A 12566-nucleotide genomic window follows, 5' to 3' on the forward strand; every position below is an offset into this window, starting at 1 on the left:
TCTTCGCATGAGAGGCTGGAGAAGATCGCCCGCTCTTCGGGGCAATAGCCAATGCCGTAGTGCGCGATCTTGTGCGTCGGCAGGCTGATGGTCTCGTGGCCGTCGACCTTGATCGAGCCCTTGCGCGCCCCGGTCAGGCCCATGATCGCGCGCAGCGTGGTGGTGCGTCCGGCGCCGTTGCGGCCCAGCAGCGTGACCACTTCGCCGCGGTTCACGGTCAGGTCAACGCCGTGCAGGATGTGCGATTCGCCGTACCAGGCGTGCAGGTCCTTGAGCTCGAGCGCGGGTGTATTGGCGCGTGTGTTCAATGAGGTCATCTCGTTGGTCTCCCGGCTCAGTGCGCGCCCTGCAGTTCCGCGTCGGCGGTGCCCATGTAGGCCTCCATCACGCGCGGGTCCCTGGACACTTCCGCATACGGGCCTTCGGCCAGGATCGCGCCACGCTGCAGCACCGTGATCTTGTCCGCGATCGACGAGACCACGCTCATGTTGTGCTCCACCATCAGGATGGTGCGGCCCGCCGAGACCTTCTTGATCAGCTGCGTGACGCGGTCCACGTCCTCGTGGCCCATGCCCTGGGTGGGTTCATCGAGCAGCATCAGCTCGGGCTCCATCGCCAGCGTGGTGGCGATCTCCAGCGCGCGCTTGCGCCCGTACGGCAGGTTCACCGTCAGCGTTTGCGCGAACTCGGTCAGACCGACCTGCTCGAGCAGCTCCATGGCGCGGTCGTTGAGCACATCGAGCGAGCGCTCGCTGCGCCAGAACTGGTAGGCCGTGCCCAGCTGCCGCTGCAGCCCGATGCGCACGTTCTCCATCACCGTCAGGTGCGGGAACACCGCCGAGATCTGGAACGAGCGGATCATGCCCCGCCGCGCGATTTGCGCGGGTTTTTCGCGGGTGATGTCGATGCCGTTGAAAAGAATGGTGCCGGTGGTCGGCTCCAGGAACTTGGTGAGCAGGTTGAAGCAAGTCGTCTTGCCTGCGCCGTTGGGGCCGATCAATGCATGGATCGACCCGCGGCGGACTTGCAGGTTGACATCGCTCACCGCGGTAAAGCCGCGGAAGGCCTTGCCGAGGTTGCGGGTCTCTAGTATCAGGTCGTGGTGCATGGCCTTGACTCCGTGGCGCTGCCGTTTCGGTTGGAATCGCGCGGCATGCTTAGCCCGCCACGGGCAGCGCCGCGACCGCGTAGGCGTGGCGCAGCATGCGCCCCAGCACCGGGTCTTCCAGCTCGATCTCGAAGCGCTCGGCCGGGCGGATGCCGCCGATCGCGGGCAGCGTGCCGCACAGCATGGCCGAGCCTTCGCCAAAGTCGCCGCCATGGCCGCTGAAGCGCTGCAGCAGGTCCGCAGGAGAGCGCATGGCGGTCACCGGACCTTCCTGGTACAGCACGCGCTCGCCGTCGATGGTGGCGTAGGAGCGCAGCATCAGCCGGTCCCAGTGGCCTTCCACCTCGGCAAGGCGCCACAAGGCCGGGGCGCAGGGCTTCTCGCACATCTGCTTGGACACGGTGATGCCGTAGGTCTCGGCTTCGCGGTCGGTATGGTCCGAGGCAATGCCCACCAGGATTTCATCGCCGTCCCGGACCAGCAGGAACTCGGCTTCCCCGCTGCTGGCCTCGCCACTGACCTGGATCTCCGGGGCCGGCCCCAGGCGTTGCGCAGCGACGCGATAGAACACCGGCGTATAGGGCGGGCGCTTCACGCCCAACTCCTCCAGTTCGCGGATATGGGCTTCCATGGCTTCGACGTCGCGCCCGGTCCATCCCGCCACGATGAGCTGATGGATGGTGACGGTGCGCTGCGACTTGCCCTGGCAGCTGTCGAGTTCAAAGGTAAGGGTCTGCATGATCGGTTGCTCTCTGCAATGGGGTGGAGTGCTGGCTGGAATGCCGGCCTCGATGAGGGATGTGGGCTTACTTCCTGACCAGCGGGCAAGTGCTTGCGCTGAGCGGGCGGAACGCTTCGCTCGCGGGAATCACGCTCTTGATCTTGTAGTAGTCCCAAGGGCGCTTGGACTCCTGCGGCCGCTTCACTTCGACCAGGTACATGTCGTGCACCATCAGGCCGTCGGCACGGATCGTGCCGTTCTTCGCAAAGAAGTCATTGACCGGGGTCTCGCGCATGCGGGCCAGCACGGCATCGCTGTCGTCGGTTCGCGCGGCCTGGATCGCCTTCAGGTAATGCGTGGTCGACGAATACACGCCGGCATGCACCAGGGTCGGCATGCGCCCGGTCTTGTCGAAGAAGCGTTGCGACCAGGCGCGCGTGGCGTCGTCGCGATCCCAGTAGAACGATGTGGTCAGCGTCATGCCCTGCGCGGCTTGCAGCCCCAGGCTGTGGATATCGCTGATAAACATGTGCAGCCCGGCCAGCTTCTGCTTGCCCGCGGTGTTGATGCCGAAATCCGCGGCGGTCTTGATCGCATTGACCGTGTCGGCGCCAGCGTTGGCCAAACCGATCACCTTCGCACCCGAGGACTGTCCCTGCAGCAGGTAGGACGACAGGTCGGCGGAGTTGATCGGATGCCTGGCCTTGCCCTTCAGGGTACCGCCGACACTGGACAGCGCCTCGGTGCCGTCCTTCTCCAGCGACGCGCCCAGGGCGTAGTCGACCGTCAGGAAGTACCAGCTGTGGTCGCCGCGCCGGGCCAGCGCCTTGACCGTGTTGGCGGCAAAGGCGTAGGTGTCGTACGAATACTGGATGGTGTAGGGCGAGCAGTCTTCATTGCTCAGGCGCGTGGTGCCGGCACCGCTGGCGATGACGATCTTGTGCTTGAGCTTGCCCAGGTTGGATACCGCCAGCGCGACCGAGGACGGCAGGGCGTCCTGGATCACGTCGACCTTCTGGTTGTCGAACCAGCCGCGCGCCAGCGTGGCGGCGACGTCGGTCTTGTTCTGGTGGTCGGCGCTGACCACCTGGATGGGGGCGCCCAGCACCTTGCCGCCGAAATCGTCCACGGCCATCTGCGCGGCCACCACCGAGCCCTTGCCGCCGATATCGGAAAAGATCGACGACATGTCGGTCAGCACACCGATCTTGACCACGCCGTCGCTGATGGGGGCCGGGTCGGCTGCGGAAGCAGTCGCCGCGAACAGGGTGGCGCAGGCCAGTACGGCGGCGCCGGTACGGATATCAGGCATTGTTGTCTCCACTGTAGTTATGGGTACTTCTGTACTGCTGCGGGGGCTCAACCCCGCTCGTGCCGCAATGCCCCCTCGATGCCCATGCCGATGGCCAGCAGCCTGCGGTCGGACAGGTGGCGCCCGAACAGCATCAGCCCCACCGGTGCGTCGCCCGGGCGATGGCACGGGACCGACAGCGCGCACAGGTCGAGCATGTTGGCGATGGCCGGGTTGCGCAGCAGCAGCCGGTTGGTGCTGAAGAAGGCTTCGTCGTCGTCCAGGTCCGCGAGGCGCGGCGCCACGACCGGCACGGTGGGCAGGACCACGGCATCGAATCCCGCCAGCTCGGCATCGGCCTGCCGGCACAGCTCGCCCCGGCGCTGCAGCATGCGCAGGTAGTCGGCGGCACGCTGCCCGTCAGCCAGCCGGATGCGCGACAGCACGCGCGGGTCATAGCGATCGGCCTGCTCAGCCAGCAGGCTGCCGTGCCAGGCACTGGCTTCCGCTGCGACCAGGCCGCCGTTCGCGCCGATGCCGGCCAGCTGGTCCCAGCTGTCGAAGCTCACGTCCTGCAGCAGCGCGCCCGCCGCGGACAGCCGGCGCAGCGTGCGGCTGAAGACCTCGGCCACCTCGTCCGACATGCCTTCCAGCACCAGGCCGGTGGGCACCGCCAGGCGCAGCCCTGCCAGCGGCGCCGGCCCCGCGGGCGGCACCTCGCCCGCCATCACGGCATCAACTGCGGCGCAGCACGCCACAGTGTTGGCCAGGCAGCCCACCGAGTCATAGCTGGGCGACAACGGCACCGTGCCCTGCAGCGGCACGCGCCGCGCCGTGGGCTTGAAGCCGGCGATGCCGCACAACGCGGCCGGGATCCGGCACGAACCGCCGGTGTCGGAGCCGATCGCGGCCAGGGCCATGCCGTCGGTCACCGACACCGCAGCCCCCGACGACGAGCCACCGGGAATGCGGCCCGCCTGCCGGTCGTAGGGATTGCGTGGCGTGCCGTAGTGCGGATTGATGCCGACGCCCGAGTAGGCGAACTCGGTCATATTGGTACGCCCGACAAACACCGCCCCCGCCGCACGCAAGCGCGCAATGACCGGCGCGTCGGCACTGGCCGCACGCTCCGGCAGCACACGTGCGCCGGCGCGAGTCACGTCGCCCTGCACGTCGAACAGGTCCTTCACGGACACCGGCACGCCCGCCAGCGGGCCGGCCACGCCCTGCTCGCGCAGCATGTCGCTGGCCTGGGCCTGCTTGCGCGCCGCCATGCTCACGCCATGCGGGAATACGCGCGCGCCCTCGCCGCCTGGATTGCAGATACGTTCGACGCATGACGCCAGCAGGGACAGCGCGTTGGCGCTGCCCGCGGCAAGCTGGCGCTGCGCGGTTACGATAGTCGCTTCCATGATCAGGCCGGGTCGTAGTAGTGGATCTCCAGCAGCATGCAGCCGCCGTCTGACTTGAACGGGCCATGGAAGGCGCCGGGCGGGCGGCAGGCGTAGGTGTTGGGGACGAAGGCCTCGCCGCCCTTGCCATTGGCGTCGTTGCCGACGGTCAGGTCGCCGCTGAGCAGGTAGACCTCTTCCCAGTACTCATGCACGAAGGGCGAGGTGGTGAACACGCCGGGCTGGAAACGCAGCAGGCGCGTACGGCTGCCGCTGCGGCCGTTCTCGTCCAGCGAGCCGGACAGGATCTTCTGCTGGATACCCGACGGATAGCCGTGGGGGACCTCCCAGCCGGACTCCAGGTCCAGGGTGTGGAACTCGTCGTGAAGTTTGGTGATTGCCATGTCGATCTCAGTGTTCGATGCGGGAATTGGGAAAGGTGCGGAAAGTCAGGCGGCCTGCGGCAGCTTGGCCAGTTCGCTTTCAAGGGAATAGCTGCCGAGCATGTTGTCGACCAGGCCGGATGCGTTCTGCCAGTCGTAGGTGCGATAGGCATGCCCCTTGGTGACAAAGGTGGCGCCGGCATAGAACATCTCGTACTGGTTGTGGCGCGACGCAAACTCGGAGCCGACCGCGTCCCAGGCGAGCTTGAAGAACTTGACGCGCTCTTCCGGGCTGCACACCGGCGACTTCTGCGTCTTGGCGATGATCCCGGCGAGCGACGGATTGGCGAAATCCTCGATGCTCGACGGCAGCATGATCATGCCGCCGCCGGCCAGCTCGCGCAGCGTGGCCAGCACCTTGCCGTAGAGCTGCTGGGTCACCACCTGCGAGCCGTACAGCATGCTGCGGTCCGGCACGAAGTAGCCATGCTTGCCGACCTGGCCCTTGGCCTCCATGCCGTAGACCCAGGCCTCGACCATGCCTGCTTCGGCGGCGAGCTGGCCCAGCATTTCCCTGACCTGCGGGAAGCTGTTGGTGCCGTTGATCTCGGTGATGCGGTGCGCCAGGCCCACCAGGAAACGCAGCTTCACCATCAGCCGCACCTGGCACTGGTAGTTCTGGTAGACGTGCGCCGGCGTGGCGTGGAATTGCCTGGCGCACAAGCCCACGTCGCCCGCGACGAAGATGCGCTCCCACGGCACCTTGACGTCGTCGAAATAGAGCACCGCGTCGTTCTCGTCAAAGCGGCTGGCCAGCGGGTTGTCGAACACCGAGGTGGCATTGGCTTCATACGACTTGCGCGACATCACCTTCAGGCCCTTGGTGTTCATCGGCACCGCGAAGGACAGCGCATACATCTCGTCGCCCTCGCGCAGCGGCTGGATGCAGCTGCAGAAGACCTCGTTGGCCATGATGCCGCTGGTCGCCAGCATCTTGGCGCCGCGCACGGTGATGCCCTCCGCGTCCTGGTCGACGATGCCCACCGCCAGGTACTTGTCTTCCTGCTCGTGCGCGGACTTGGACTGGTTGGCCTGCGGGTTGACGATCACATAGGTGAGGAACAGGTCGTTGTCGCGGGCATAGCGGTAGTAGTCGCGCAGCGCGCCGGCACGTGCCGGATCGGCCTGCTCGAAGACATCGATGCCCATGTACATGCCCGAGATGCAGGAAGCCACGTGGTCGGGCGAGCGGCCCATGAAGCCGTAGTGCAGTTCGGTCCAGGCTTCCAGCATCTGGCGGCGTTCGACCAGTTCGTTGTAGCTGGCCGGCAGCTCCCAGATCCGGCTGACGCGCCGGTCGGTGCCCGCCGGCTGGAAGGTCATCTTGTCGATATTGCCCGGCTGCGCCTGGAAGTCGTAGAGGTTGGCGTAGCTGCGGATCGAATTGCGGAAGGCCGGGTGGCTGGTGACATCTGTCACCCGCTTGCCGTCCAGGTACACCTCGCGGCCATCGCGCAGCATGGCGATGTGCTGGTTACCGGTCTTGATCATGTCGTTCTCCTGTGCTGACTGTCTGTTCTTGTGGATTCAGGCGGCGGCCGGGCTGTCTTCCAGTGCCCGGTACTTGCCGCCAAAGAAGATGAGGGGCCGGCCGTCCTGGCGGGCCTGGTGACGGACCACCCGCCCGATAAAGATCACGTGGTCGCCGCCGTCGTGCATGGCATAGGGCTCGCACTCGAAGGTGGCCAGCGCGTCCGGCAGCAGCACGTGGCTGTCCTCGTTGCGCTTGCTGAAACCGATGCCTTCCCACTTGCCGGAATTGGCCCTGGCGAAGCGGTTCGAGATATCCTGCTGCGCCTCGCCCAGCACGTTGACGGCATAGCGCCGCGCGCTGCGCAGGTCGCCAAGGCTCAGGCAGCGGCGGTCCACCGAGAACAGCACCAGCGGCGGATCCAGCGATACCGAGTTGAACGACGCCACCGTGATGCCGACCGGCAGCCCTTCTTCGCGCGGCGCGGTAATCACGGCGACGCCTGTTGCAAACATCGCCAACGCATTTCTGAAGCGGCGCTGCGCTTCGGCGTCCACATTGACGCCCTGACCGACAGATGACTCAGCCATCACGACTCCTACGCAAGTGTTGTCACCAAACCTGTTATTTTGTTTATTTACCTTTGTAACTTAGGTTTTATTGAATGCTATAAAACAACGGCATTCAAGCTGGTGGAAACCCTAGAGTGCGGAGCCGGACAGCTCCCGAGGCGACTCAATGAAATCCGGAAACCGTTGCTAGACAAGTTTTTCCGGCTAGCGGACAGGTGGCGCCACGCGGCCTGAACTGCAGCTGTCCGCGCGTCAAGCAACCCTACCGGCAGCATGGCGCTGCCGCGAACGGCCGCTACCCGGTGCTAGACTCGGCCCCACTTTCCTTGACCAGCGGGTACGCTTTGCCCACGGTCGTCCCCACATCCGCCTCCAGGAATGAGCGCCATGCAATCCGAGCCGAACACCCTTCCGATCTACATGGACTACAGCGCGACGACACCGGTCGACACCCGGGTCGTCGAGAAGATGGTTCCCTACCTGCACCAGCAGTTCGGCAACCCCGCATCGCGCAGCCACTACTACGGCTGGCAGGCGGAAGAGGCGGTCGAGACCGCACGCGCGCATGTGGCGGCGCTGCTGAATGCGGACCCGCGCGAGATCATCTGGACCTCCGGCGCGACCGAGGGCAACAACCTGGCGATCAAGGGCGCGGCGCATTTCTATCGCGGCAAGGGCAACCACATCATCACGGTCAAGACCGAGCACAAGGCGGTGCTCGATACCTGCCGCGAACTGGAGCGGCAGGGCTTTGAGGTGACCTATCTCGACGTCGGCACCGACGGCCTGGTCGACCTTGACGCGCTGCGCGCGGCCATGCGGCCGGACACCATCCTGGTTTCGGTGATGATGGTCAACAATGAGATCGGCGTGATCCAGCCAGTTGCGCAGATCGGCGAGCTATGCCGCGCGACGGGGGTGGTGTTCCATTGCGATGCGGTGCAGGCCGCCGGCAAGATCGCCATCGACCTGGATACCCTGAAGATCGACCTGCTCACCGTGACGGCGCACAAGGTCTATGGCCCGAAAGGCATCGGCGCGCTCTACGTGCGGCGCAAGCCGCGCATCCGCATCGAGGCGCAGATCCACGGCGGCGGGCATGAGCGCGGCATGCGCTCAGGCACCCTGCCAACGCACCAGATCGTGGGCATGGGCGAAGCCTTCAGGCTGGCAAAGCTGGAACTTGCGGAGGAAGCGCGCCGCGTGGGCGCGTTGCGCGACCGGTTGCTGGCGGGGCTGTCGCGGCTGGACGAGGTCTACGTCAACGGCAGCCTGGCGCACCGTATCCCGCACAACCTGAACATCAGCTTCAACTATGTCGAAGGCGAGTCCCTGATCATGGGCATCAAGGACGTGGCGGTGTCGTCGGGCTCGGCCTGCACCTCGGCTTCACTGGAGCCCTCGTTCGTGCTGCGGGCGCTGGGCCGCAGCGACGAGCTGGCACATAGCTCGATCCGCTTTACGCTTGGGCGCTACACCACCGAGGCAGAGGTGGACGAGGTCATCCGGCAGGTCAGCGAGACCGTTACCCGCCTGCGTGAACTGAGCCCGCTATGGGAGATGCACCAGGAGGGCATCGATGTCGGCACGGTGCAGTGGGCCGCGCACTAGCCTTTCTGCCGGCGCGCCTGCAGGTGTTCGAGATCCAGCGCGGCGCGATCGCCGTTGGCGACCAGCCGGTCGACCACCGAACACAGCACCTTGAATTCGGTGCGGGAAACGCCGTCGAACAATACGTCGTTGATCTGCTGCTGCACCGGCAGCAGTTCATTGAGCAGACGGGTCCCGGCGGCGGTGATGGTCAGACGCATCTTGCGCTTGTCTTCGGGATGGGCCTTCTTGTCGATCAGCCCCAGCTTCTTGAGCTTGCCGGTCTCGATGGTGATGAACGGGCCGCTCAGGTGCAGATGGTCGGCGAGCTGGTTGACCGTCACCTCGCCTTGCTGCGACAGGTGCAGGATCGAGCGGATCAGCGAATACTGGACCCCCGTCAGGCCGATCAGGCTGCCAAAGCCGTCGCGCACGGACAGCAGGCGCGCGGCAAACGGCAGCAGGCCATTCACCAGGTGCCGGAATTCACGGTCCGAGCCGTCGACCAGGCACGCCGGATGCGTTACGGTCAGGTTCTTATTTGCAGGAGTCGTTGCCATCGGCGGTATGTCCACTTAGCTTTTGATACAAGCTTTGTGCCAAATTCTAACAAACTCGCCGCAACACCCTGGCCGCCCCGCCTTTCAACCCATACCCCCGAGTCCAGCATGAACACAATCCCGCTCGCCACCGCCAAAGCCCGGCTGGCCCAATACGTCGAGGCCAAGGACAACAATCGTCCGGCGCTGATCCACGAAGCCTTCGCTCCGGATGCGTCGCTGACCTTCTCGATCGATACCGACTCCATCAGCTTTCCGCCCAAGGCCGAAGGCGCGGATGCCATTGCCTCTACGCTGGTCAGCGAGTTTGCGAAGACGTTCGACCGCTGCCGGACCTACTACATCGGCGACGTTGCGGCCGCGCTGGACGGCAACGCCATGACGATCCCCTGGCTGGTGGTGATGCGGGAAACCGCGGCCAGCGCCTTGCGCGTCGGCAAGGGCCATTACCGCTGGGGCTTTGCCGCCGGCGATGACGGCACGTACCGTATCGCCAGCCTGCATATCCATATCGAACGGATGGACACGATCGCCGATCCCGGCGCGGTCACGCTGGCGGCCCTGCAGGCGGCGCTGCCCTATCCCTGGCTGCCGGCGCCGGTGCTGGCTGCCGCCATCGAAGCGCACACCGGCGCGCAGCCCGCGCCGGGCTTCCTGAACGTGTTCGCGCAAGCAGCCCGCAGGTCCTGACGGGCGCGGATCATCTGGCCGGCAATTGCTGCGCGACCAGCGCCACCCAATACGCCGCGCCCAGCGGCAGGATCCTGTCGTTGAAGTCATAGTAGGGATTGTGCAGGGGCGGGTCTTCCGCGCTCTCGCCGGCGCCGATGCCGATATAAGCGCCGGGGCGCTTTTCCAGCATGAAGGCGAAGTCCTCCGATCCCATTGCCGGCTTGATATCGGTCTTCACGTTGTCGGCGCCCACCAGTTGCGCGGCGGCGGCAATGGCGGCGTCGGTCTCGGCGGGGGTGTTGACCACGCCGGGGTAGCCGGGGCGGTAGTCAATCGCGATCCGCGCCTCGTGGGTCGTGCCCACGCCCTCGCAGATCTGCCGCATCGCCGTCTGCGTGCGATCCCGCACGGCGGGGTTCAGCGTGCGGATGGTGCCGCGCAGCACCACCGACTCAGGCAGCACGTTCCAGGTATCGCCGCCGTGGATCTGCGTGATGCTGACCACGACCGAATCGGTGGGATCGGTGCGGCGGCTGGCAATGGTCTGCAGCGCGGTGATCAGGTGCGCGGACACGACCACGGAATCGATGCCGTGGTGCGGCTGGGCGCCATGCGCGCCCTTGCCGGTGATGACGATCTCGAAGTTGTCCAGGAACGCGGTCATGGTGCCGGCGCGGATGGCGAACTTGCCGCGTGGCAACTGGGGGAAGTTGTGCATGCCATAGACGGCATCGGCCGGGAACTGGTCGAACAGGCCATCTTCCACCATCACGCGGCCGCCGCCTTCATTCTCTTCGGCAGGCTGGAACACGAAATGCACCGTGCCGCGGAAGGCATCGCGGTTGCGCGACAGGTGCGCGGCCGCACCCAGCAGCATGGCGGTATGGCCGTCGTGGCCACAGGCGTGCATCTTGCCCGCGCAGGTGGAAGCGTGGGCGGCCTTGCCCAGCTCCTGCATGTTCAGCGCATCCAGGTCCGCGCGCAGCGCGATGCTGGGGCCATCGCCGTTGCGCAGCGTGCCGACCACGCCCGTCGTCGCCAGTCCCCGCTGCACTTCGATGTCCATCAAACCCAGCGCCTGCGCCACGATGCCAGCGGTGCGGTGTTCTTCGAATGCGGTTTCCGGAACAGCGTGGATGTCGCGGCGCCAGGCCAGCATGTCCTGGCGGATGTCGTCGGCAATATCGGGGTCGCGGTACATGGGTAATCTCTGCTACGGGTGGGATTCAGTGGAAGAACTCGGCAATCAGCGTGGCGCCGAGGAAGGTGCCGGCCGTGGCCGTCAGCGACACCACCACGATGCGCCAGCCGAGCAGCCGGAACACCGGCAGGTCCTTGGCCACCGAGAAGCCCGCCAGCGCCAGCACCGGCGTGGTGAAGGTCATGAAGTTGAGTTTTTCCGTCATGGCGATGACGGCGTCGGAGAACGGGAACATCCCCGGCACGCCGATCAGCGTGACCACCACCGACATCGTCAGCAGCAGCGGCACGCGCGGGAACACGCGCTTGAGCAGGTCGCAGGCCACCACGATGGCAATGGCTACCAGGATGCCCTTGAGCGATACCGACACCGGCACGTTGTATGACAGCTTGTTGCCGATCAGCACGCCGGCACCAACCAGGAACCAGCCCAGGGCGGCATCCCGCGCCGAGGTGCCGTGCGCCAGCGCGCCATCGAGCTTGACGTCCCGCACCTCGCGCATGGCGTCACGGCGCGAGAAGCGGCCCAGTACCGGCTCCAGCTTGCCGTACAGCCATGAGCACAGCGGCAGCGACAGGAACAGCGTGAAGTAGAAGCCGGCCACCGAGGTCAGCAGGTTCGACGCCGCGGCAATCGCCATGATCTCGGAAGCCTGCCCGGGGTGCTGCGCGACGATGGCGCCGACGGCCGCCGCCATCAGGCTGCCCGAGCCCACGCCGGCACCCATGGCCAGCGAACGCGGATCGAAGATGCCCAGGCTGCTGACAAACCCCGACAGCACCGCGATGAAGAGCGCGCCCAGCACGGTGCCGGTGATGTACTCGGCCAGCACGCCGCGGCCTTCCGGCGACGCCATGCCGTATTTCTCGCCGATGATGACGATATTGCCCTCGCGCCCGACCGAGAAGGTCGCGCCGACGGCCTCGCGCTTGATGCCCAGCAGCAAGGCCAGCGGCAGGCCCAGCGCCAGTGTCCCGAGCGCGTGCCCGAACTCCTGGAACAGCAGCGCCCAGCCCGCGCCCTTGAGCTGCGGCAGAGCGCCGCCCACGGTCAGCCCAAGCTTCACCACGAACAGCAGCAGCCCGGCATTGAGCAGCCCGGTCGCCAGCGATTGCAGCGGCGCGTCGATGCGCACGGCGCGCGGCACGTTCCTGGCGGCGATGCCCCACGCCGCGGCCATCAGCAGCGCCCACAGCATCGGCATCAGCACGACCTTGCCGGGCCCCAGCTTGAACTGCACCGCGCCAATGGTTTCGGCAATCGCCACCACGACCAGCATGACAACGGCCAGTCGTACCTTGCCACTGCCGGTGACGGCGGCAATCGGGGAAGCGGGCGCAAGCGCCGGCTGGGCAATGGGGTTGGTCATCACGTGTCTCCGCGGGAAGGCTGCTTATGCTGCACAAAAGTGCTTTCTTCGGCATTCCGGTTCGATGTTGACCGCTTACCGAGAGGATCGGGCTAGTATTCCGGCCCCTAAGCGTTTCATCAATGATCGTGATATGGGAAACTCGTTGCATTCAATGCAACGCTCAGCGGAGTGACA

At 66.0% G+C, this 12566-nt stretch carries 13 protein-coding genes; 2 read left to right on the top strand and 11 right to left on the bottom strand.

Annotated elements, in window-relative coordinates:
• The 8 genes from AC3WQZ_RS22495 to AC3WQZ_RS22530 all read right to left on the bottom strand — a co-directional run.
• On the bottom strand, positions 1–317 hold a 317-nt coding region (locus AC3WQZ_RS22495), incomplete at its 3' end, for an ATP-binding cassette domain-containing protein (RefSeq protein ID WP_492301284.1).
• Between the two features lie 17 nt (positions 318–334).
• Positions 335–1108 (bottom strand): ABC transporter ATP-binding protein, encoded by a 774-nt coding sequence (locus AC3WQZ_RS22500; protein ID WP_439672436.1) that lies wholly within the window; start codon positions 1106–1108, stop codon positions 335–337.
• Between the two features lie 49 nt (positions 1109–1157).
• Positions 1158–1847 carry a DUF2848 domain-containing protein gene (locus AC3WQZ_RS22505; protein ID WP_492298017.1) on the bottom strand — a complete coding sequence of 230 codons (690 nt, stop codon included), beginning with the start codon at positions 1845–1847 and terminating at the stop codon, positions 1158–1160.
• 67 nt (positions 1848–1914) lie between these two features.
• Positions 1915–3141: an ABC transporter substrate-binding protein gene (locus AC3WQZ_RS22510; protein ID WP_011616637.1), complete on the bottom strand. Its 1227-nt coding sequence runs from the start codon at positions 3139–3141 to the stop codon at positions 1915–1917.
• Positions 3142–3188: 47 nt separating this feature from the next.
• Positions 3189–4532, bottom strand: a complete 1344-nt coding sequence (locus AC3WQZ_RS22515) for an amidase (protein WP_492301286.1) — start codon at positions 4530–4532, stop codon at positions 3189–3191.
• A 2-nt stretch (positions 4533–4534) separates the two neighbouring features.
• Positions 4535–4915 (bottom strand): cupin domain-containing protein, encoded by a 381-nt coding sequence (locus AC3WQZ_RS22520; protein ID WP_010812510.1) that lies wholly within the window; start codon positions 4913–4915, stop codon positions 4535–4537.
• Positions 4916–4960: 45 nt separating this feature from the next.
• Positions 4961–6445, bottom strand: a complete 1485-nt coding sequence (locus AC3WQZ_RS22525) for a 4-hydroxyphenylacetate 3-hydroxylase family protein (protein ID WP_010812511.1) — start codon at positions 6443–6445, stop codon at positions 4961–4963.
• Between the two features lie 36 nt (positions 6446–6481).
• A complete protein-coding gene (locus AC3WQZ_RS22530; RefSeq protein WP_011616636.1) occupies positions 6482–7015 on the bottom strand; it encodes a flavin reductase family protein in 534 nt (177 codons plus the stop codon).
• Positions 7016–7384: 369 nt separating this feature from the next.
• Here AC3WQZ_RS22530 and AC3WQZ_RS22535 point away from each other — a divergent pair, with 369 nt between their 5' ends.
• Positions 7385–8608, top strand: coding sequence for an IscS subfamily cysteine desulfurase (locus AC3WQZ_RS22535; protein WP_011616635.1), 1224 nt, complete (start codon positions 7385–7387; stop codon positions 8606–8608).
• On the opposite strand, the gene AC3WQZ_RS22540 is transcribed toward AC3WQZ_RS22535, so the two are convergent.
• Complete coding sequence (locus tag AC3WQZ_RS22540) at positions 8605–9147, bottom strand: MarR family winged helix-turn-helix transcriptional regulator (RefSeq protein ID WP_010812514.1); 543 nt, start codon at positions 9145–9147, stop codon at positions 8605–8607. The two genes, AC3WQZ_RS22535 and AC3WQZ_RS22540, sit on opposite strands and share 4 nt — an antisense overlap.
• 108 nt (positions 9148–9255) lie before the next feature.
• Between AC3WQZ_RS22540 and AC3WQZ_RS22545 the strand changes: the two genes are divergently transcribed.
• On the top strand, positions 9256–9837 hold the full coding sequence (locus AC3WQZ_RS22545) for a hypothetical protein (RefSeq protein WP_492298024.1): 582 nt from the start codon (positions 9256–9258) through the stop codon (positions 9835–9837).
• A 10-nt stretch (positions 9838–9847) separates the two neighbouring features.
• Here the strand turns inward: AC3WQZ_RS22545 and AC3WQZ_RS22550 are convergent, their stop codons facing one another.
• Both AC3WQZ_RS22550 and AC3WQZ_RS22555 read right to left on the bottom strand, forming a co-directional pair.
• Positions 9848–11020, bottom strand: a complete 1173-nt coding sequence (locus tag AC3WQZ_RS22550; RefSeq protein ID WP_454750291.1) for a M20 aminoacylase family protein — start codon at positions 11018–11020, stop codon at positions 9848–9850.
• Between the two features lie 25 nt (positions 11021–11045).
• Complete coding sequence (locus tag AC3WQZ_RS22555) at positions 11046–12389, bottom strand: DUF3100 domain-containing protein (RefSeq protein WP_454750292.1); 1344 nt, start codon at positions 12387–12389, stop codon at positions 11046–11048.
• Positions 12390–12566: the final 177 nt, after the last annotated feature.

Source organism: Cupriavidus sp. FW305-26, from assembly GCF_058787975.1.

Excerpts from the sequence above, each read along its gene's own strand:
- AC3WQZ_RS22500 (WP_439672436.1), bottom strand. The coding sequence starts at position 1,108 with ATGCACCACGACCTGATACTAGAGACCCGCAACCTCGGCAAGGCCTTC.
- AC3WQZ_RS22505 (WP_492298017.1), bottom strand. The coding sequence starts at position 1,847 with ATGCAGACCCTTACCTTTGAACTCGACAGCTGCCAGGGCAAGTCGCAG.
- AC3WQZ_RS22510 (WP_011616637.1), bottom strand. The coding sequence starts at position 3,141 with ATGCCTGATATCCGTACCGGCGCCGCCGTACTGGCCTGCGCCACCCTG.
- AC3WQZ_RS22515 (WP_492301286.1), bottom strand. The coding sequence starts at position 4,532 with ATGGAAGCGACTATCGTAACCGCGCAGCGCCAGCTTGCCGCGGGCAGC.
- AC3WQZ_RS22520 (WP_010812510.1), bottom strand. The coding sequence starts at position 4,915 with ATGGCAATCACCAAACTTCACGACGAGTTCCACACCCTGGACCTGGAG.
- AC3WQZ_RS22525 (WP_010812511.1), bottom strand. The coding sequence starts at position 6,445 with ATGATCAAGACCGGTAACCAGCACATCGCCATGCTGCGCGATGGCCGC.
- AC3WQZ_RS22530 (WP_011616636.1), bottom strand. The coding sequence starts at position 7,015 with ATGGCTGAGTCATCTGTCGGTCAGGGCGTCAATGTGGACGCCGAAGCG.
- AC3WQZ_RS22535 (WP_011616635.1), top strand. The coding sequence starts at position 7,385 with ATGCAATCCGAGCCGAACACCCTTCCGATCTACATGGACTACAGCGCG.
- AC3WQZ_RS22540 (WP_010812514.1), bottom strand. The coding sequence starts at position 9,147 with ATGGCAACGACTCCTGCAAATAAGAACCTGACCGTAACGCATCCGGCG.
- AC3WQZ_RS22545 (WP_492298024.1), top strand. The coding sequence starts at position 9,256 with ATGAACACAATCCCGCTCGCCACCGCCAAAGCCCGGCTGGCCCAATAC.
- AC3WQZ_RS22550 (WP_454750291.1), bottom strand. The coding sequence starts at position 11,020 with ATGTACCGCGACCCCGATATTGCCGACGACATCCGCCAGGACATGCTG.
- AC3WQZ_RS22555 (WP_454750292.1), bottom strand. The coding sequence starts at position 12,389 with ATGACCAACCCCATTGCCCAGCCGGCGCTTGCGCCCGCTTCCCCGATT.